Below are 20275 nucleotides of genomic sequence, written 5' to 3' on the forward strand. Positions count from 1 at the left end.
TCAACTCTCCGGACATCCCGGGGCGGTTCAGGACGCCGAACAAGCCTGCGCCTCCAAGCAGCATGTGTTTTAAGTGGTTGCCACCCATCGTGCTCATCTCCTCAAATCACCAGCGCCCGTCTGTCCGGGGCTGTTATGACCAGCGTGAGCTTTGAAAATGGAGGTCGGGTGTTGCGAATGGTGAAGGTTCCCTGAAGCGTGCGGCGCCGCCCAGGTGGCAGATGCTGCGTGACGTGATCCGGGGATCCCGCACGACTCTTGCCAATGGGTCCGACGAGACGGCAGGGCAACCGCTGAGGGCGGGGTTCGCCGGAAAGGATGTGTAGTGGCGCCGTGGCCCAGAGAGCTGGGCGACCAATCACGGCAACGCATCGTCTGTGGCTTGGGAAAGCCCCACTACGCTGCCTAGTAACGGTCCAATCCGTCCTACCTGCAAGCCCTGAGAGAAGCAATCATGAGCGAGGATCAGCAGGGGCACCCCAGCTCCGTCTCGTCCGTCAATGAACTGCCGGCCTACACCGGCATGCCGGGCTGGGTGAAGTGGTTCGTTGTGGGCGCCGTCGTACTGGTGATCGTGCTGCTGGCCGGGCTGCTTCTCGGTAGCGGTGAACACGGGCCCGGAAGACACATGTCGCACGGTCTCTCGCCCGACGTGCACGTGTTGGCCGTTTCCCAACCATGAGCGCGACCCCCCTCGCGCGCAAGGCGGGTCTGACCGTGCACGTGGTGTCCTCAGTCGGTTGGCTCGGAGCCGTTCTCATGTACCTCGGTCTCGGCCTGACAGCGGTGACAAGCGATGACGTCGCCCTGCTCAGCGCCGTCTACCTCGCGATGGACGCGGCTTCCTGGACCGTGCTTGTTCCTCTTGCTCTGGCCTCTCTGGTCACTGGCATCACTCAGTCACTGGTCTCCTCGTGGGGCCTGTGGCGTCACTACTGGGTGATCGTGAAGCTCGCCCTCACTGGTATCGCGACTGCGGTGTTGCTTTTGTATACGCAGACCTTGGCTGTCTTCGCTGACGTCGCGGGACGCGACGCGCTTGGAGCTGCAGAGCTCTCCCTCCTGCGAGGGTCGTCCGTAGTTCTGCACTCGGGCGGTGCCCTGCTGTTGTTGCTCATCACGACGGCGTTGGCGATGTACAAACCAGCGGGCCTGACGCGGCGCGGGCAACGATACCGGCACGAGGCCGGCCTGGCGCGTCTGGCACAGAGCGCCGGGTCAACGACATGAACATGTTCCGAAGCGCCCCACTGCGACGTACTGCGGCTTGCTTGGCAGCACTCTCGGCGGTGGCCCTTGTGTCCGCCTGCAGTGACCCGGTTGAGGAGACTCCAACGATCGGGCGCCGAGACGTTCCTCAAGATGCCGGCCTGGCGCTCGGGCACATTCACGGACTCGGCGTCGACCCTGGCGACGGAACTCTTTATGTGGCTTCGCATGTCGGTGTCTTCCGGGTGAGCGACGACGGGACCAGCGAGCGTGTGGCTGACCGGTGGCAAGACACGATGGGCTTCGCCGTTGTCGGACCCAGCCACTTCCTCGGCTCCGGCCATCCAGACTTGGAAGAGGAGGACCTCCCGACCAGCCTCGGCCTCATCGAGTCCACCGACGCAGCCCAGACGTGGGAGCCAGTGTCCCTCCTCGGCGATGCCGACCTGCACGCCATCGAAGCAGTGGGGGACCGGATCTACGCCTACGACTCGACAGCAGGCGCCTTGGTCATGACGGACAACCGAACGGACTGGAGAACGATCACGCAGCAACCGTTGTACGACCTCGCCGCGGAGCCCAAGACCCCCGACGTCGTGTACGCCACTACCGACCGCGGGCTCTTGATTACCTCCACCAACGGTTCAGCCCCTCAACCAGTGACGGCAGCACCGGTTCTCACAGCGATCGACTGGCAGCCGGACGGACCACTCGTCGGAATCGCACCTGACGGCGCAGTCATGGCGAGCACCGATGGCGTCGACTGGACGAAAGTCGGTGAGGTCGACGGCCCGGCCGAAGCGCTCGATGTTGTCGATGGTCGTTGGCACGCGGCCACCAGCACCGGCGTGTACGAGTCAACCGACGATGGAAAGACCTGGAAAATCGTCGTTCGCCACAGGATGTGACTGACAGGCATTGGGGCCCATGATGACAGTCGCAGTACGCCAGCGGCGCCTGTGCTTTTAGGGTTGGGCCCCGCGTTGGACCAAGGCCGTGTAGGGGTCGACGGGGTCTCCGCCCTCGGGACGCACTTCGAGGTGAAGGTGTGGGCCGGTCACGTTCCCGGTGCTTCCGACGAGTCCGACGACCTGACCTCGGCTCACCGCGGAGCCAACTGTGACAGAAATGCTCGACTGGTGGCAGTACCAGATCTCGGTGCCGTCCGCGAGAGTCACGATCGTCCTGTAACCGTACGACCCGGCGTACCCAGCTTCGGTCACCGTGCCCGCACCGACGGAGTAGATGGGAGTGCCTTCCGGGGCTGCAAAGTCCAGACCGGTGTGGACGGTGCTCCACAGGTAGCTGCTCTGACCGAAGAGGCCCGTGAGTCGGTACGAGGACACTGGCAGCGTCCACTGTCGCGCTAGCTGCTCACGTCGTCGCTGCTCGGCGGCTGCCTGCAGTTGCTGGATCTGCTGCTCTCGTCGATCGGCTGCTACTTCAAGTTGCTGCATGGTCGCTTCGCGGCGTTTGACGGCGATCAGGGCTCTGGAAGTCAGCGGCGACGCTGTGCGTGGCGCGGAGCGGCTCACCACGGGTTGGCGTCGGTCATCGGACCACGCATCGCTAACGGACCCGCCGGTGGTGGCGAACTCCGCGCGCACGGGGACGGGATCTGTATCCAGGTCGCCAGACAGTGCTCCACCGGCCGCACCGATGAGCGCAAGGGCGCCTAGCAACGCGTTGGCGGGGGGCAGCCTCCGCGGATGCTTGGACAAAGAATCCTTGTCATGGCGGCCCGGCTTTACAGCGCGTCGCTTCCCCGCACCCTCGTAGTTGGGCTGTGCAGGCGCTGCCCTGCTGCTGTGTCGACTCATGCATTGGCCTTGTGTGCTCTGTGGGCACGACTGCCGCGTACGTCTTGAAGCGGCGGGTGCCCGGATAGGGGAAGCCGGGCACCCGCCCGGCAACTACTATGCACCATAGTTCACTGGCTGTCTGAGTGCCAACGGGGCGGGTCGCGGCGGTTCTGCTTGCCTTGGCCGGCGCGCGTCGCTGGAAAAACCACGGAACTACTATGCAACGTAGTAGTGTCGACGCATGTCATCCGCCGCCTCACCCAGCCCCAGGTCGCCCGGAGTACAAGCAGCCGCGACGCTCCGTCCCATGGTGAAGGCGGACATCCCCTTCGTCACTGAGGAGCACCTCAAGTGCTTCCCGGAGAACGTCATGGGCCGTCTCGGCCGCCCTTTCTTGCGCCGCTACTACGCAACGTTTCTTGACACGCCATACGGCGTTGCCACCCTCGCAGAGAGCGAAGGACGGCCGTGCGGCTTCCTCGTTGGCATCCTCGACACACGGGCGCACCGGAAACTACTCCTACAGCGACACGTCGTGCCGCTAGCCGGCACCGTCCTGCTTGGGACGCTGCGCCACCCCCGGTTGGCCTATCGGCTCTTCGCGCGTCGCCTCAGTCTCTGGTTCCAGCGACGATGTCGAGGCCACCATCAGACGGAGTCGCAGGCAGGGCCCAAGAAGGTCGCGGTGCTTTCGCATGTTGCGACGGTTGAGAACAGGCGAGGGGCCGGGGTCGGACGCGCGTTGGTGACTGACTTCGTACAAGCAGCGAAGGCGACCGGAGCTGATCGGGTCAGTCTGGCTACGCTCGACGGAGCGAACGGCGCAGGACCGTTCTATGACCGTCAAGGATGGCTGCTGAAAGCCCGCCGCCAGACGTTCGACGGTCGGTGGATCCGCCTTTACGACCTGGAGCTGCACGACGATGCTTGAGACTAGGGTCAAAAGGAGTCTCGCAAGGTGCTCCCACATCGTGGTTCATGCGGTGCCAGTCACCCTGCTGGCGCTGTTGTTCGCCTCGTGCAGCATCCCAGCTGACGACAGTCGCCCATCACGAACCGAGGTTGCGAGCATCGAAACCCCGACCGGCGCACCCACGCCGCGTCAGCCCCAGGACGCGGTCATCCGCCGAGTTCCGCAGCGTCAATGGGACGCGATGGTCCAGGCTGGCATGGTGCGAGAGGGCTGCCCGGTGACCGAACGTTCCCAGCTCCGACGGGTCGAGGTGGACCACGTCGACTTCGAGGGCGTCCTTCGCCGGGGTCACCTGGTGGTCAACGCGGACACGGCCGAGACGGCTGCGCGCATCTTCACGCGGCTCTACGAAGAAGGCTTTCCGATACGGCGAATGCGAGGGGTGGAGAAGTACGGCGGCGACACCCTGCGCAGCCTCCAAGCCGACAACACCTCTGCATACAACTGCCGCCGCCCGGACCAGATCAACGCCCCCGTGCTCGAGTCCCCGCACGCCAACGGGCGCGCGATCGACATCAACCCACGCGAGAACCCATGGATGGACCTACGCTGCAAATGCTGGTCACCAGGACCTGAGAACGCACCGCGCACACCCGGCCCGGGCAAGATCCTTCGCCGTGACGTGGTTTGGCAGACCTTCATCGACGAGGGTTGGATCTGGCAGAACATCCCTGTCCCGGATTACATGCACTTCGACACCGGTTATCCCTCGACGCCGTACACTCAGCCTGGTTCCTGACCCCTGTGCACCGGTGCGGCTACGTGTTCCCTCGGGCACGTCATCGCGACGGCTCACTCGTGACGGACTGCGTCCCAGCTAGCCGTGTCTGGCCGCGGCATGCAGGCGGCGTACGACGAACGTGCCGACCTGGGTGATTTCGGCTACCCGGAGCAGCCAGGCGAGGCCGAGAAAAACGATCCCGTCTGCGGTCGCTACTGCGGCCACCCATAGAGCCGCAGTCAGTTGAGTGGGCTCTTCCACGGTGGCGTGAAGGACGTGCGCGAGCAGGTAGGCCATACCGGTCGCGCCGACTGTTGGCACCAGCATCCTGGCCAAGAATGCGAGGAGTCGGCGGGTGTCCAGCCCGCCGAGAGCGCGTCGCAATATCAAGTAGGACAGTGCGGAACCCACGGCGTAGGAGGCGCCGTACGCCGCCGCCAGCGAGGGGGCCGTCAGTCGAGCCTCTGTGACGCCAACCAGAGCCATGGCGGCCGCGACGTTCACGCCGGCGATGATGCACTGCACCCAGAAGACCGTCTGGGTGCGCTCGAGGGCGAAGAAGCCCCGCAGCATCAAGTAGTGAACGGTGAAGAACAGGATTCCCGGTCCGAAGAGGGCGATCGTCGGCCCGTAGTTTTCGGAGGTCGATCGGGCGGCCCCGAACGAGATAGCGTTAGCGACGTCGGCGGCGATGACGGGAATCAGGAAGGCGAAAGGCACGATCAGCGTCAAGGACGCCCGTAAGGTCCCGGCCACGGAGATGGCCAGATCAGGAAGGTTCCGGTCGGCCGCGAGCCTAGACAACCGGGGCAGAACCGCTGTCGCGATAGACACTGTCACGATCGAGTGCGGCACCATCACGATCAGGAACGCCGTGGAGTAGACGGTGTAGCCCGTGCCCTCCGCCGTCATGCCGACGCCGCATCCGTCGGTGGCTGACTGAGCGGTACCGCCGGAGGCGAGACGAACCACGACTGTGTAGGCAATCTGGTTGACGGCCACCACCAGGATCGTCCACGTCCCGAGTCGAAGAGTATGACCCAACCCTGAGTCGCGGAAGTCGAACTGGGGCCGATAGCGGATTCCAGCGCGCCTCAAATAGGGGAGCAGGATGAGGCACTGGACCACGATGCCCAGAGTGGACCCAAGCCCCAGCAACAGTTCCTGCCCTGGCTCGAAGCCCTGGCACCGTTCATCGCCGCGCGCAGGTCCGTACACGAGCAGGTACGCCGCAAGCACCAACACCGAGACGGCATTGTTGGCAATCGGCGCCCACATCATCGGCCCGAAACGACCGTGGGCGTTGAGGATCTGCCCGACCAACACGAACATGCCGTAGAAGAACACCTGTGGCAGACAGTATCGAGCGAAGTCGACGACCGAGGCACGCTGGGTCGCGAGCTGCGGGTCGTCGAAGACGGGATCTAGGAACACGCCCATCACCCAAGGTGCGGCGACCACCAATAAGAGAGTGATGGTGCCGAGGAACAGCGCCGCCAGGGTGATCACCCGGTTGGTGAAGGCCTCGCCACCGTCGGCATCCGTCTTTGTCGCTCGTACCAGTTGGGGGACGAGAACTGCGTTGAAGATGCCCCCGGCCAGCAGGATGTACAACATGTTGGGGATGGTGTTCGCGATGGAGAACAGGTCGCCGCTCAACAGGTTCCCGAGCGCTGCCGCCAGCAGGAACGCCCTGACGAAACCGCTGATGCGCGAGAACAGGGTGCCGGCCGCCATGAGGGCACTCGAGGCAACGAAACGGTCCTGCTCGACGGCCGGGACCGGGGGCGTCCGACGGCCACTAGGCATGCCGCGCAGCCTCACGCAATGGGCCACGGAACACAAACCAACTGCCCAACCCCACCGCGCGCCATCCGTCGGTGTGTGGCCGCGCAACGCACACGGAGATGCTCTGACCGTGGAGACCTGCGCCCGCGATCTCTGGTGAGGCAAGTTCGTTTGTGGTCCTGCGGGTTAGAAGAAGAACGGACAAGCATCCACGAAAATGGCGGAGAGGCCCGGTGTCAGCGCGATGATCCCGGGCGCCAGGACCATCGTCAACAGGGACAGCAGGATGCCTCCGCGGGCAACTTGTGAGATCGGTTTGACCGGTGCAGTGAGGCGGCGCACGCGAGACAACGCTGACCCGCCCGCGCCGAGGGCGCCGGTGGGGTGAGCTCCGCCGGCAAGCGCGATCACTGCCTCGGCGAGGTCTCTCCTGTTGTGCCGGCCGGCGGCATCATCGGCGTGCATTTCTACAAGTTCCGCAATACGGATCCGTGCCTGGGCTGAGCCGAGACGCCCCCGCAGGACCACCGCAAACGCGTCCGCCCACCGCAAGATCAAGTGATGGCGCGAGGCGAGGTGCGCCCGCTCATGGGCGAGAACCTGCTGCAGCTGAGACTCCGAGAGGCAATCCAAAGCCCCTCGACTGACGACAACGCTGGCTCCTCGGCCCCCGGGAAGACAAAACACGGAAGGCACGTGGTGCTCCAGCACCATCACGTCCGGCTCCGAGTGAGGTGCGCACACGACCTCCAAGAGGTCTCTCTTGCGCCGCAACTGAGATCGCTCGCGACGGCGAGCAATCTGTACGGCGCCAAAGAGTGCGCCCACGGCACCAAAAGACAGGGCGGCACCCAAGGCTGGAATCACCGGGCTCTGCTTCCAGACCCCTTCTTCCGACAACAGCACCGAGCACGCGTGAACCGCACTGCCGAGCCACCCGCCATCGGGCATCGCATGAGCGGCAACTGTCACGCCCGCCCACACGAAGGACACGAAAACCGTCAACGACAGCGTCAGCCAAGCAAGGATGCCCAGCAGAGGCGACCGCGTGAGCCAGCTCGACCGTTCCAGGCGACGGGGCCCCAGCACGCCGAGCCCCACCCCGAAGAGCAACAGTCCCAGCGTTGTCGTCATAGTTGCCGAGCCGTCTCCGACGCAGGCGACTTACTGGTGACACTGGGGTCCGGGCCGGTGGGGTCCAGGAGCTGACGCAGTTGCATCAGTTCGTCAGCCGGTAGCTTCTCGACGAAGTGCAACAACGCCGCGCCCCGATCTGGATTGCCGGCCAACGCCTCCTCCATCAACTCGGCGGTGTAGCTGGAGCGAGAGCCCACCGGGATGTACACCCATGCGCGACCAGCCTTGCTTCGGGCGACCATTCCCTTGCGGTGCAGGTTGTCCAACACCGTCATGACCGTGGTGTACGCAAGTTCGCGACTACCGTTGAGCTCAGTGAGCACCTCGCGCACCGGCATGGCCTCATCGTGCGCCCACAGGCACTCCATGACCGCCGCTTCTAGTTGACCCAAGTGGCTCACGATGGCGGCCCCCTTCTCTACGAACATGTCATCCGGATTCGACCGGGCAAGCCAGCCGAAATGCTGACGTATGCAGCGAAGCCTACGGTCACCAGCCCTGCCGCACTTGTACTGCTGGCAACGAGTTCATGCCCGCGGCGCCAGACTCACCGACCCGGGATCTACTATCCTACATAGTCGCTTCGGATAGCATGCCAGTGTGACTGGTGTTAAAGATGTGACTGAGAAGCCAACCGGGCGTCGCGCGCTGTTGAAGATCGCCGCCGGCAGCGCGGGTCTCACCGCGGTGGCGGCTGTGACGAGACGGAGCCTCGCGCCAGCAGGCGACGATGGGTCGGCCGGCGCCTTGATGCTGTCCACGCACGCCGGGTCGGACGTGCAGTCGTTGCACCTGCCATTGGATGAGAGGCACCTCCTTCCACTTGGTCCACAGCGCTGGGAGACGCAGCGACTCCCCACATCCACCCACTCGATGGTCGCGTTCCTCTGGGACGCCGGACAGACGGCCCCACGTCTGCATATCCGATCCCGCACCGCTGCGGGCTGGGGGTCCTGGCTATCGGTTACGACGCTCCACGATGTGGCCGACGCAGGTTCAGTCGAAAAGTCGGGCCTCGCGGGCACCGACGTGACCTGGATCGGGCGGGCGGACGGGGTACAGATACGCGTGCAGGGCCGCCGCCCAGCGGGCCTCACCCTCGTACTTCTGTACCCCGAGCGCAGGCCGGGAGATACGTCAGTGGGCTCATCTGGAACCGGCTTGCTGGAGCCGCGCGCTCGCCAATCTGCCGCGTTGGGCGCGGCACGCCCTCGACTGATCGGCCGACGCGCCTGGGGTGCCGACGAGTCGCTTCGAGACACCGATCCGGCCTACATCCACACGATCAAGCAGGTACACGTCCATCACACCGTGAACTCCAACAGCTATGCGCGAGAAGATGTCCCAGCACTGCTGCGGGGCATGTACGCCTATCACACGAAAAGCCTCGGCTGGTCTGACATCGGCTACAACTTCCTCGTCGACCGCTTCGGCCGCTGCTGGGTCGGTCGCGCGGGTGGGGCCGGACGTCTTGTGCGCGGTAGCCATACCCTCGGCTTCAATGCCGAGTCCACTGGCATCTCAGCGATTGGCAATTACGACACCCAGCGGCCCAGCAGCGCCATGCTGGGGGCCATCGCGGCCATCGCCGCGTGGAAGGTCGCCCCTTTCGAGCGTGATCCTGTCGGGTCGATTCGCGTCGAGTCCGAAGGCAGCGACAAGTTCGCTCGTGGCCAGGACGTTGCCCTGCCAGTCATTGACGGTCACCGAGACACCAACGACACGGCCTGTCCTGGACGCTACCTATATGAAGCGCTACCGGAGGTGAGGCGCCGTACGCAGGAGCTCGTAGCGGCAGGTACGCCGGCGCCAATCATCGTCGTCGAGGAAGCGGCCTCCGTCACTGGTGAGCCCCGTGTGGGCAACACGCTGTCCGCGAGCCCAGGACGCTTCACTCCTAGCGACGTCTCAGTCACCTACCAGTGGTTGAGGGCAGGACAACCCATTGTTGGAGCCAGCGTCCAGAGCTATCCCGTCACGCCGCAGGATGTTGGCGCCGTGCTGTCATGCCTGGTCACGTTGAACCGCGCGGGGCTGAGCCCGGTCGTACAGACGCCGTCCGCAACGGGACCGACGATCGCGGCACCGACGCTCCGCGTGATCGCCAGCAACAACCAGAAGGGCATCGCCAAGATTCGCGTTAAACTTGCGGGTCCGCCAGGCGCGCCAGTGGTGCCGACCGGCGTCGTGGCGGTGACCCTTGGCAAGCGCACCACGAAGTTCGCGCTGCTTGATGGCGTAGTGGTGGCCAAGTTCGGTGGGCGCCGGCGCCTGCGCGCCGGCACCTATGCGGTAGGGGTCGTGTACGCCGGCGACGACATTTTCACGGAAGCCACACGCAACACCACGCTCAGAATCGCATGAGTGGAGCATCACCCGGCGCGCGCTGGGTTGGTCGACTGTGCCCGTGTTCGGCGCTTGGGAGCTTCGAGACCGGGTCGGCTTGTTGTACGGAAGTGCGCACGAGCAGGACGCCTGCGGTACGCCAGGGCGATCGGCAAGCTTCACCCGTCTGTACTATGCGACTTAGTATTTCCGAGTGCAAGGAACCGTCTTGCCATCTAGTTCACCAGCCGTAGGCATTCGGACGGCCCGACATGAAGACTTGCCATTCGTCGTAGCTCAGCACCAGTCGTTCTTCCCCGACGGCTTCTTCGTTCGCCTTGGCGGCAGTTTCCTCTCGGAGTACTACAGGTCCTTCATGACCGATCAGGCCAGCTGCGTGCTGGTTGCAGAGGAGTCGGGGCGCCCCGTCGGGTACTTGGTGGGAACTCCAAACCCGGGTCTACACCGGCATCATGTGATGAGCCAGCACGGAAGGCGGCTGTGCCTGCTGGGACTGGGTGCTCTCCTTCGGCAACCGAGCCTGATCCTCATGTTCCTTCGGACTCGCGGTTGGAGGTACCTGCGGGCGGTCATCCGAGACAGGCGTGGAGCCCGAGTCCGAGGCGTCGCGACACGCACGGACACCACGGGAGTCCTCAACCACGTCGCGGTGCTCCCTGAACATCAAGGAGAGGGGGTCGGTTCACTCCTGATCCAAGCTCTGGAGGATGCGGCTCGGACTGCAGGGTGCGACCGCTTGGTGCTTGTCACGCGGTCGGACGGACTCGCCCCCGCGTATTGCCGTCTAACAGGATGGAGCTACGTAGGCGAGCGCTGCACGCCCGAGGGCTACTGGCTCACCACCTTCAGCCGAGGTCTTGACGGTCCGCGCCGACTGTCGGGGGAGAGAGCACCTGACTACATGCATTTCGACACCGGCTACCCCTCGCGCAGATACCGCCCCGTCAGCGGATGACGGTCACCAGCGGTCCCCCCACCAGCCTGCGGATCGCGCTCGAGCCGCAGGACGCAGAACACACTGCGCGAGGTTCCGCCCCCTGGCGTAGCCAGCTCCTTGCTGCAGTCGGCGGAGCCGGGTTGGCGTTTTCCTTTGACCCGATTGGCCTGGCCTGGCTGGCTCCCTTCGCCCTGACCGCCTTTGTCACTGCGACCGGCCCGCGGCGCCAGTCCTGGCGGAGAGCCGGCATGGCCGGGTTCTCGTTCGGAGCCGTCTTCTTCGCTGTTCACATCTGGTGGCTTGCCACGTCCATCAGTCCCGCGGCCTGGATTGCGGTGAGCCTGACTCAAGGATTGTGGTTCGCCGGGTTGGGCGCGCTAGTACGGCTTCTGTGGCGCCAGCGGATGCGAGTCCTCAGCATCCCCGCGTGCTGGACGGCGATTGAGCTGGCGCGATCCCAGTGGCCCTTCGGTGGGTTCCCTTGGGGGCAACTCGGATTCACCAGCATTGGAGGGCCGTGGGCTGGGACTCTGCCGTACGTCGGGGTCGAGGGGACGAGCTTCCTGATCGCGCTGGCAGGAACCGCAGGAGCCGCCGCCTGGGCCGCGAGGACGACTCCGAAGTGGCCGCGCATGGGTCGCATTGCTGCCCTGGCCTCGATCGTCTGCGCGGCGCCTGTCGGCGCGGTGCTGTTCCCCTATTCGGTGAGTGCGGACGGCACCCTGCGCATCGCGGCAGTCCAGGGCGGTATACCGGGCGGAAGCACAGACGTCATGGCCAGGCACCGACAAATCACCCGCGCCCACGCCGCAGCAACCGTGAAGATGTCCGATCGCATTCGCGCGGGCGATCAGGAGGCCGTTGATCTGCTGGTGTGGCCGGAGAGTTCGGTGATCGTCGATCCGACAACCGACGAAGTTGCACGCAGGCAGGTGGAACGGGCCGTCGCCGCGAGTGATGCTCCCATCCTGCTTGGCGCCATCGTCGACGGACCCTCCGAAGGGACCGCTCTCAACCAAGGACTCGTGTGGAGCATCGACGGTCCTTCCGATGAGCGCTACACGAAACGACACCCTGTTCCCTTTGGCGAGTACATCCCGTTCCGACCCTGGCTTTCGGGCTTCTCGCCGCGCTTCGACGAGATCCCGCGCGACATGCTCCCAGGTGAGCCAACCCCTCCCTTGAATGTGACAACGGACCAGGGTCGCCTCCTCGTCGCGAGTGCCATCTGTTTCGACGTCGCATTCACCGATGTCCTCGTCGACCAGGTGCGTGCGGGTGCGCATCTGGCGGTAATACAAAGCAGCAACGCCGCCTTCACCGGGAGCAGTCAGCCGGAGCAGCAGTTCACCATCTCCCGGGCTCGAGCGCTGGAGACGGGCCGGGCGGTCGTCGTTGCGTCCCTCAACGGAGTCAGCGGCATCGTGTTCCCTGACGGAACGGTAAGAACGCGAAGTCAGAGTCCGGATACGCAAGCCCTGACGTCAACAGTCCCTCTTGTCACAGCACTCACGCCGGCCGTCCGTTTCGCCGGTGCCCGCAACTCGATGATTGCCGTGATTGCGGTAGCTGCCAGTTCCGCGGCCTTCGGACGGTCAGTCCGGAGGAGAACTCGGCGCTTCCTGATGGTGACTTCACCCGGTTGGGGTTCTTGCGGCGCAGACAGCGCGGAGCGCAACTCCTCCCAGGGCGCGCTGAACTCCGCATCCCGGACGGATACCATCTACTAGGCTGCATAAGAGATGGCCGGGTGTTGCGAGCTGGCACTGCCGTTCAAGAGGGACGCGAGGCTGCACATGAAAGTTCGAATCGTGGGGCTGGCATGTGCCATCCTCCTCATCGCTGCGGGCGCGCTCTTGACCTTCTACGGTCTTGGTGGGGCCGACAGTAGGCAGACTTCCCGCTCGTGGGCGACCCTGGGCCCGGTTCTAGGGGGCTTCGGCGTTGCGCTCGTCATTGTGACGGTCGGCAAGTCCAGATAGCGCCGGTTGCCAGCGGCCCCTAGATTCGCCACCTTCGTATGGAGACGTCTCGCAGCGGACAGTCCGAGGGCGGGCAGAGCGAACTTCGCGCGGTGATCAGTCGCCGTACACCACCTGCGCGGCACTGATGCCGTCGCGACCGCACACTGCCGATAGAGCTCTCTGGGGAACATCATCCTGCCGTCCCGCGAGCCCGCCAGCCTCGACAGGCTGCCACGCCTCGAGTCTGGCGACCAAGGTGAACGCATCGACACTAGGCAGTTGCGGGAAAGTTGCACGCGTGTAGTTCGCGTGGGTCAAGCGCGACACGCCGTAACGCACGAGATTTTTGGGCATTTTGGTTGCTTCTGTGGCTTGTGTGACCCAAGGTGCTCCTCATGGCTACTAAGAAAGGTCGTACATGGCGGCGCACCCTGACGCTCGCTTTCGTACTGACGCTTCTCACCTCAGTGACGTCGATGGCACCCGCTCCGCAGGCGTCCGCGGCGAGTTCCTACCTCTGCAAGGGCTACGCGGCGTGCGAGCTCGCCGGCTACTCGTCGGCGGGTTACGCAACGGCTGGACGGACGATGTACTGGGGGATGTATGCAGGGCACAACTGCACCAACTACGTCGCCTATCGACTGGTGCAGAACGGGATGGCCAACACGCGCCCGTGGTCAGGAAGCGGCACCGCCTACAAGTGGGGACTCGTCAACGCCAGCATCACCGACCAGGTCCCCGAGGTCGGAGCCATAGCTTGGTGGAACAGCGGCGCAGCAGGGGTCAGTTCGAGTGGCCATCTCGCGTACGTCGAGCAAGTCGTGTCACCCACCGAGATCGTGGTGTCGGAGGACAGCTGGGGCGGAGACTTCTCTTGGCGAAGCATCACCACCGACGGGCGGGGTTGGCCCACAGGTTTCATCCACTTCATCGCCGCGCCCGCCACCACCCCTCTCCCTCCGGCTGCCCCGAGCCTTGCCAGCGTCACGCCGCCATCTGTCGTCGGAGAGGCGCGCGTGGGACAACCGCTGGTAGGGGACGTCGGACAGTGGACGGGCAACCCGACGGAGTTCGCTTTCCAGTGGTACGCGAACGGTGTTGCACTACCGGCGGCGACGTCAAGCACCTACATCCCCTCGGTGCGCAAGCTCGACGCCACCATCTCCTTGACGGTCACCGCCATCAGCCCGGGGCTGGCGTCGGCAAGCGCCTCGTCTGCGCCCGTAGGTCCCACTGCCAAGGGCACCTTCACGGTGGTGACACCAACCACCGTGAAGGGCCAGCCCATCCTCGGCAAGACGCTCACTGCGGCACCCGCGACCTTCGCCCCCGCACCACGAAGGCTGAGATTCCAGTGGCGTGCGAACGGGAAGATCCTGCATGGCGCCCGAGGGGCGACGATCACCGTTGGACGGTCTCTAGTCGGGAAGTCGCTCGCCGTCTCCACCATCGCGCTGTCCGGAGGACGCCTCGAGACCAAGTCCACCTCTTTCCGGCTCGCCCCCGTACGGAGGGCGCGCTGAACCGCTCACCTCGCCGCCAAGTGCGCTCCCGGTAGCCACGCGACGGGATCTGCCTGGCGCTCTGAACCGGTCCACGCGACGGCACGCTCGTCCACCACAGCCCCTCGGATGCATTCTAGCAAGGAGTTCACCCCTCAACTCCTATGTCCTATAGTAGGCGCTCGCAGGCAGGACGCAGTGTTCGCGTCGCGCTCGGGCGACTCGAGGGTCCTGCCGTGTGATGGACGAGTCCGAACGTTGCCCCGACCTGAACCGGTTGCTGGCTTGCGATCGACCAGCATGGCCTTGGGGTCGTGCGCGAACCGCAAAGGATTGACGCCGTGGCCGAATCTCGCCACCGGCGGGAAACCCCCGCCCGCCCACGACTACGCGGCGCCTTTGCAGCCGTGTCCCTGGCCGGAGTGGTCACCGGCTCGGCCGTCGTACTCGGAATCGCCGGCGCAGACCCCCGCGCTGTGCCGGCCGCGAGTGAAGTCCAAGCGACGGTCACCGGTTCACAACTTGGGAGACGACCGGTACCTACGATCGCGCGTAAGCGAGTTGTCTCACGGTCGGAATCCCGCGTGAAGGCGCTACCCGCACGAAGGAACCGGCTGCTTACCGCAGCCGTAACCGCTCAAGCCGTACGCGAGGCCAACACCAAGCGCTGGACCTCCGAGCTACTCAACGTGTGGAGCCAACCGGGGGAAACTGGGCGCAAGGTCGGGCTGCTGGACCCGCTGACCAGGGTCTTGGTGACCGGACGTTCGGCCTTCGGTCGTGACGAAATTGTTCTGGATGGACGCTCCCGCTGGGTCACCAGTGGTTTCCTGGCGCGGCACAAACCTCGTGAGGAAGAAGTCGAGCCTCTAAACGAAGCAGCAGATGCGGAAGCCTCACCCACCTGCTCGAACGGCAGCTCGGTGCCCGCCGGTGTGAGCCCGAACATCGTCGCGGTTCACGAAGCTGTGTGCGCTGCGTTTCCCGAGATCACGTCCTACGGGACGTTGCGTAGCGACGGGGAACATGCCCAAGGCATTGCGATCGACATCATGGTGAGCGGAGCCCGCGGGTGGGAGGTCGCCGATTTCGTGCGGGCCAACTATGCGGAGCTCGGAGTGTCGTATGCGATCCACGCTCAGAACATCTGGTCGGTCGAGCGGGCGGGAGAGGGCTGGCGCGGCATGGAGGATCGAGGCTCTGTGACGGCCAACCATTTCGACCACGTTCACGTGACCACCTACTAACGGCCCGGGTCCGTCTCCTCGTCGTACGCCGCTCGCTCGCAGGTCGGCACGCGGGTCGGCTGGCGCGCAACAGCCCGACGCACTCTGGCCGCGGCAGGACGCGAACCACGCCGTAGCTACCACGACGAGCAAGAGCAGGCTCAGAACTACTTACGGCATCAGCTCTCCGAGCTCAGCTTGCGGTGTAACTCGAGAGACGTCACTGGCGGGTGAAGCACTCGGCGTCGTGCTGCGCCAAACAGGGCTTCCCGCCGGCCGCATCGCGTGGCCTCGGCGGATCGATGAAGTACGCCGGATCGCTCGGCGCCCAGGTCTCGACCTCGTCGTTTCCCGCACTGGCCTTCGTGACCACGAAGCCGCCGCCGCGGTTTGCCTCACGCTAGCCCGTCGGAGATTCAACACGTCATCAGAAGATCATCAGAAACGATGGGCAATCATTCCGAGACGTTCCGATACAGTTGGAGAAGTCCTAAGGGGAATCTCCTCAAAAAACCGAGGTTTTCCAAGGGGACCCGAGAGTTGCAGTAGTCCGGGACAGGCCCTCCGATCTTGCCCAGAGGTCGCAGGTTCAAATCCTGCCCCCGCTACAAAGTTTCAGGCCCGGGATCTTCGGATCCCGGGCCTGAAAGCATTTCTGGAGATGCGCCCAACTCACCGGTGCCGCGTGGGCACGACGGCGGGGGCGCCGTCGACCGTGATCACCTCGGCCCGCAGCCCGAAGACCTCGGCGAGCAGCGCGCTGGTGACCACCTCGTCGGGGCTGCCGGTCGCCACGATCTGCCCGGCCGAGAGGACGACCATGTGGTCGGCGAAGCGCGCCGCCAGGGTGAGGTCGTGGAGCACGCCGACGACCGTGCGAGAGGACTCGTGGGCGATGTCGCGCGCGAGCGACATCACCTCGACCGCGTGGGCCAGGTCGAGGTAGGTCGTCGGCTCGTCGAGCAGCAGGTGGTCGGTGTCCTGGGCGAGCACCATGGCCAACCAGGCGCGCTGTCGCTGGCCGCCGGAGAGCTCCGAGACCTGGTCCGCGGAGCGGTCGAGGAGGTCCACGCGCGTGAGTGCGCGGCGTACGGCGTCATCGTCGGCGTCGCTCCATCGCTGGTACCAGGCACGGTGCGGGAACCGCCCCCGGGCCACGAGGTCGCCGACGGTCAGCCCCTGGGGAGTCACCGGTGCCTGGGGGAGCAAGGCCAGGCGGCGGGCCAGGTCGGTGCTGCTGACGTCGGCGATGTCGACGCCGTCGAGGTGGACCGTGCCCGCGCGCGGACGCAGCAGGCGGGACATGCCGCGCAGGAGTGTCGACTTGCCGGACCCGTTGGGGCCGACGATGACGGTCAGGCTTCCCTGCCGGATCTCCAGGTCGACGGAATCGACGATGAGACGTTCGCCGTAGCCCAGGCTGAGGCCGGTGATCTTCATGGCCGCCTTCCTTCGAGAGAGGTCGATCGGGTCCGCGAGACCACGAACAGCAGGTAGGGAGCGCCGAGGACGGCGGTGAAGACACCGACGGGGAGCTCGACGGGGCCGAAGCCGACCCAGGACAACAACATGCGCGCCGCCAGGTCGGCCCAGGTGAGTAGCGCTGCCCCGACGACTGCACTCGCCAGCAGTGGCGGTCGCGAGGTGCGGGAGAGGGCACGAGCCAGCTGCGGCGCGCAGAGGGCGAGGAACACGACAGCGCCGGCGGCCGAGGTCGCGACGCCGGCCAGGGCGGTCGCGAGCAGCAGGAGCAGCACCCGGGTGCGGTGCACGTCGATGCCCAGGCCACCGGCGGCATCGTCACCCAGGACGAGCACGTCGAGCCGCCGGGTCCACGCCAGGAGGAACGGCAGGACGACCGCGATGGTGAGCCCCACGCCGGCGACCGCGGGCCACGTGACGGCGTGCAGCGAGCCGGACAGCCACGCCAGGGCCGGTCCTACCACCATCACGTCGCCCAGGGTGAGCAGCCAGCTGACCAGCGACGTGCCGGCGGCGGCGATGCCGACGCCGACCACCACCATGCGGATCGGGTCGAGCTGCCGGTTGCGGATCGCCAGCAGGTACAGCGCCAGCCCGGAGACCATCGCACCGAGGAGGGCGGCGATCGGCAGGCCGACGGAGGCTGCGAGGCCGGAGACGCCGCCGTTGCCGCCGGCGAGGATGACGACGGCGACCGCTGCGACCGAGGCGCCGGCGTTGATGCCGAGCAGGTCGGGGCTGGCCAACGGGTTGCGGGCGACGGACTGAAGGATCGTGCCGGAGCAGGCAAGACTGGCGCCGACCAGGACCGCCGCAGCCACGCGCGGCCCGCGGAAGTCGCGCACCACGAGCTCGGTGAACGGGTCGCCCTGTCCGGCCAGGGTCCTCAGCACCTCGACAGGGGACAGGCCGATCTCTCCCGTGCCGAGGGAGAGCAGGATGCCGACAGCCAGGAGGAGGGTGGCGACGACCGTCGTGATGACGAGCGGCAGCGTCGAGGACCGGGTGGGCACGAGCGAGGTCACAAGATCAGCTCCCGTCGCCGGATCACCCAGATCAACAGAGGCGCGCCCAGCACGCCGGAGACGACCCCGACCTGGAGCTCGCCGGGGCCGGCGACTAGCCGGCCGATGACGTCCGAACCGACCAGCAGCACCGCCCCGGCGAGCGCTCCGACCAGGACGCCGCGGATCCAGCTCGCGCCGACGAGGGCGCGTGCCAGGGTGCCGGCGAGGAGTCCGATGAAGGCGATCGGTCCACAGGCGGCGACGCTCGCTGCGGTGAGCAGGGTGACGGCCGCGAGGCCGACCAGTCGGGCGCGGGTCACCTTGAGGCCCATGGAGGCAGCTACGTCGTTTCCGAGCGCCAGGAGGTCGAGCGACCGGGCGTTCATGGCGGCGAGCAGTAGGCCGACGATGACGAAGGGTGCGATGACGGCGGGTGTGTCCTGTCCGCGCTCGGCGAGCGAGCCGACCGCCCAGAAGCGGTAGGAGTCAAGGGTCTTGGCGTCGAGCAGGACGACTGCTGAGGTGAGGGCGCCGAGGAAGGCGGTCAGCGCGGCGCCGGCCACGACCAGGGCCGGGCCGCCCTCGTGGACGCTGTGGCGGGCCAGCGCGTAGACGGCTGTGGCGGCCAGTGCCGCTCCGATGCCGGCCGCGGCGACCATGCCGAGCATGGTGTCGACCGCGGCGAAGCGCAGGCTGAGGACGACCGCGAAGGCCGCCCCCGCGCTCACCCCGAGCAGACCCGGCTCGGCCAGGGCATTGCGGGTGTGGCCCTGCATGAGCACACCGGCGGCGCCGAGGGCGGCACCCACCAGCAGGCCCAGCATCGTCCGCGGGAAACGGAGGGACCACACGATGACGTCGCCCTCCTGGCCGTCGGGCCGCAGGACCGCGTGGGTGAGCTCGCCGGGTGAGAGTGCATTCGCACCGAGTGCGAGGGAGGCGATGGTCGCCACCGGGACCAGCAGGGCGAGCAGGGTGACTCCCCGGGGAAGGAGCCGGCCCGACCCGTTCCGGGACGCTCGGGGCATGACGTGGTCCAACTCGATCAGGAGGGGGGATGGCAACTGCGAATGAGGTTAGCCTAACCTCATCTCAACAACCGGCCGTCCGGGCCGGACCCTGACTGAGGAGAACCGTGATTCGCACGATCATCCCCGGCGTGGTGGCCAGCCTGGCTCTCGCGCTCAGCGCCTGTGGCGCATCGGAGGCCGAGTCGACGGAGAAGGGCGCGGACGAGCGTACCGTCACCATCGAGCACGCCATGGGCAGCACGACCATCGTGGGCGAGCCCCAGCGGATCGTCGCCCTCGACTCCAGCCTGGCCGACGCGACGCTCATGCTCGACAAGGAGCTCGTCGGCATCGCGACGTACCGCGGCTACTCCACCGACCTGCCCGACTACCTGGGCGACGACCGCGAGAACGGCGCGGAGGTCATCTCCGTGGGCGACATCGCCGCTCCCAGCCTCGAGAAGATCGCCGCGCTGAAGCCCGACCTGATCCTCAGCATCAAGGTGCGCCACGAGGCGCTCTACGACCAGCTCTCGAAGATCGCCCCGACGGTCATGCCTGAGACCAGCGCCCACCTGTTCAAGGACAACCTGCGCCTGCTGGGCGAGGCCGTCGGCATGGAGGACAAGGCCGAGGAGGAGATCAGCGAGTTCGAGGAGGCCGCCGAGCAGGTCGGTGGAGCCATCAACGAGAAGGCCGGCAACCCGACCATCTCCGTGACCCGCTTCCTCGACGGCCCGACCCGCCTGTACCAGAAGCTGACCTATGCCGGCGTCATCCTGGACGACGCGGGCTTGGCCCGCCCGAAGTCCCAGGACGTCGACGACTTCGCCCTGGAGATCTCCGAGGAGAACATCAAGGCGGCCGACGCGGACAAGGTCTTCGTCACCACCTACGAGGACGACGAGGGCCTCGCCGCCAAGACCAAGGCGGCGTTCGAGCGCAACCCGCTGTGGGGCGGGATCGCGCCCAAGGTCACCGAGGTCTCCGACACCACCTGGATGACCGCAGTCAGCCTGCAGGGTGCCTGGTACGTCCTGGCCGACCTTGCCGAGGCCTTCGGCGTGGATGCCCCCGAGGGCCACGACGAGCACTGACCGCCCGCTGCACACCTTCAGGCCCGGGATCCTCGGATCCCGGGCCTGAAAGCATTTCAGGGCGACCCGTCAAC

At 66.1% G+C, this 20275-nt stretch carries 18 protein-coding genes; 11 read left to right on the forward strand and 7 right to left on the reverse strand.

Translation table 11 applies throughout. The features are described 5' to 3' along the window. Window positions 1–454: 454 nt before the first annotated feature. Genes CF8_RS06165 through CF8_RS06175 form a run of 3 tightly spaced genes read left to right on the forward strand, consistent with a single transcriptional unit; the run spans window position 455 to window position 2117 of the window. Window positions 455–682: a hypothetical protein gene (locus tag CF8_RS06165; RefSeq protein WP_036490395.1), complete on the forward strand. Its 228-nt coding sequence runs from the start codon at window positions 455–457 to the stop codon at window positions 680–682. Beyond that, the gene (locus CF8_RS06170; protein ID WP_010832271.1) at window positions 679–1230 is read left to right on the forward strand and encodes a hypothetical protein; all 552 of its coding nucleotides are present in this window, start codon (window positions 679–681) and stop codon (window positions 1228–1230) included. The genes CF8_RS06165 and CF8_RS06170 overlap by 4 nt, the downstream gene beginning before the upstream one ends. 59 nt (window positions 1231–1289) lie before the next feature. Beyond that, on the forward strand, window positions 1290–2117 hold the full coding sequence (locus CF8_RS06175; protein ID WP_198016957.1) for a F510_1955 family glycosylhydrolase: 828 nt from the start codon (window positions 1290–1292) through the stop codon (window positions 2115–2117). Window positions 2118–2174: 57 nt separating this feature from the next. Here the strand turns inward: CF8_RS06175 and CF8_RS23655 are convergent, their stop codons facing one another. Beyond that, on the reverse strand, window positions 2175–3029 hold the full coding sequence (locus CF8_RS23655) for a M23 family metallopeptidase (RefSeq protein WP_084622800.1): 855 nt from the start codon (window positions 3027–3029) through the stop codon (window positions 2175–2177). Window positions 3030–3318: 289 nt separating this feature from the next. Between CF8_RS23655 and CF8_RS20760 the strand changes: the two genes are divergently transcribed. Continuing rightward, window positions 3319–3942, forward strand: a complete 624-nt coding sequence (locus CF8_RS20760; RefSeq protein ID WP_051204131.1) for a GNAT family N-acetyltransferase — start codon at window positions 3319–3321, stop codon at window positions 3940–3942. Window positions 3943–3994: 52 nt separating this feature from the next. Then, entirely contained in the window at window positions 3995–4723 is a 729-nt protein-coding gene (locus CF8_RS06190; RefSeq protein ID WP_232211584.1) for a M15 family metallopeptidase, read from the forward strand. Window positions 4724–4801: 78 nt separating this feature from the next. On the opposite strand, the gene murJ is transcribed toward CF8_RS06190, so the two are convergent. The 3 genes from murJ to CF8_RS06205 all read right to left on the reverse strand — a co-directional run bounded on the left by murJ (window position 4802) and on the right by CF8_RS06205 (window position 8058). After that, window positions 4802–6514, reverse strand: a complete 1713-nt coding sequence (murJ, locus tag CF8_RS06195) for a murein biosynthesis integral membrane protein MurJ (protein WP_051204133.1) — start codon at window positions 6512–6514, stop codon at window positions 4802–4804. 165 nt (window positions 6515–6679) lie between these two features. Continuing rightward, complete coding sequence (locus CF8_RS06200; RefSeq protein ID WP_051204134.1) at window positions 6680–7627, reverse strand: M56 family metallopeptidase; 948 nt, start codon at window positions 7625–7627, stop codon at window positions 6680–6682. After that, window positions 7624–8058, reverse strand: a complete 435-nt coding sequence (locus CF8_RS06205) for a BlaI/MecI/CopY family transcriptional regulator (RefSeq protein ID WP_051204135.1) — start codon at window positions 8056–8058, stop codon at window positions 7624–7626. Before CF8_RS06205 ends, CF8_RS06200 begins: the two co-directional genes overlap by 4 nt. 190 nt (window positions 8059–8248) lie before the next feature. Between CF8_RS06205 and CF8_RS20765 the strand changes: the two genes are divergently transcribed. The 5 genes from CF8_RS20765 to CF8_RS21900 all read left to right on the forward strand — a co-directional run bounded on the left by CF8_RS20765 (window position 8249) and on the right by CF8_RS21900 (window position 15626). Beyond that, window positions 8249–9994: an N-acetylmuramoyl-L-alanine amidase gene (locus CF8_RS20765; RefSeq protein WP_051204136.1), complete on the forward strand. Its 1746-nt coding sequence runs from the start codon at window positions 8249–8251 to the stop codon at window positions 9992–9994. Window positions 9995–10505: 511 nt separating this feature from the next. After that, the gene (locus CF8_RS23660) at window positions 10506–10931 is read left to right on the forward strand and encodes a GNAT family N-acetyltransferase (RefSeq protein WP_442937100.1); all 426 of its coding nucleotides are present in this window, start codon (window positions 10506–10508) and stop codon (window positions 10929–10931) included. Further along, the gene (gene lnt, locus CF8_RS06215; RefSeq protein ID WP_010832279.1) at window positions 10928–12643 is read left to right on the forward strand and encodes an apolipoprotein N-acyltransferase; all 1716 of its coding nucleotides are present in this window, start codon (window positions 10928–10930) and stop codon (window positions 12641–12643) included. Before CF8_RS23660 ends, lnt begins: the two co-directional genes overlap by 4 nt. 629 nt (window positions 12644–13272) lie before the next feature. Next, entirely contained in the window at window positions 13273–14400 is a 1128-nt protein-coding gene (locus CF8_RS21425; RefSeq protein WP_084622804.1) for a CHAP domain-containing protein, read from the forward strand. A 563-nt stretch (window positions 14401–14963) separates the two neighbouring features. Next, window positions 14964–15626, forward strand: coding sequence for a hypothetical protein (locus tag CF8_RS21900; RefSeq protein ID WP_010832281.1), 663 nt, complete (start codon window positions 14964–14966; stop codon window positions 15624–15626). A gap of 651 nt (window positions 15627–16277) precedes the next feature. Here the strand turns inward: CF8_RS21900 and CF8_RS06240 are convergent. From CF8_RS06240 to CF8_RS06250, 3 genes are read right to left on the reverse strand one after another with little or no spacing between them, the layout of a single operon-like run. After that, complete coding sequence (locus tag CF8_RS06240; RefSeq protein WP_010832282.1) at window positions 16278–17045, reverse strand: ABC transporter ATP-binding protein; 768 nt, start codon at window positions 17043–17045, stop codon at window positions 16278–16280. Next, a complete protein-coding gene (locus CF8_RS06245) occupies window positions 17042–18112 on the reverse strand; it encodes a FecCD family ABC transporter permease (protein ID WP_010832283.1) in 1071 nt (356 codons plus the stop codon). The genes CF8_RS06240 and CF8_RS06245 overlap by 4 nt, the downstream gene beginning before the upstream one ends. Further along, window positions 18109–19122 (reverse strand): FecCD family ABC transporter permease, encoded by a 1014-nt coding sequence (locus CF8_RS06250; RefSeq protein WP_036490405.1) that lies wholly within the window; start codon window positions 19120–19122, stop codon window positions 18109–18111. The genes CF8_RS06245 and CF8_RS06250 overlap by 4 nt, the downstream gene beginning before the upstream one ends. A gap of 107 nt (window positions 19123–19229) precedes the next feature. Here CF8_RS06250 and CF8_RS06255 point away from each other — a divergent pair, with 107 nt between their 5' ends. Further along, window positions 19230–20201: an ABC transporter substrate-binding protein gene (locus tag CF8_RS06255; protein ID WP_010832285.1), complete on the forward strand. Its 972-nt coding sequence runs from the start codon at window positions 19230–19232 to the stop codon at window positions 20199–20201. The last annotated feature ends 74 nt before the right edge of the window (window positions 20202–20275 follow it).

Origin of the sequence: Nocardioides sp. CF8 (genome assembly GCF_000389985.1) — a bacterium.
Classification (GTDB): domain Bacteria; phylum Actinomycetota; class Actinomycetes; order Propionibacteriales; family Nocardioidaceae; genus Nocardioides; species Nocardioides allogilvus.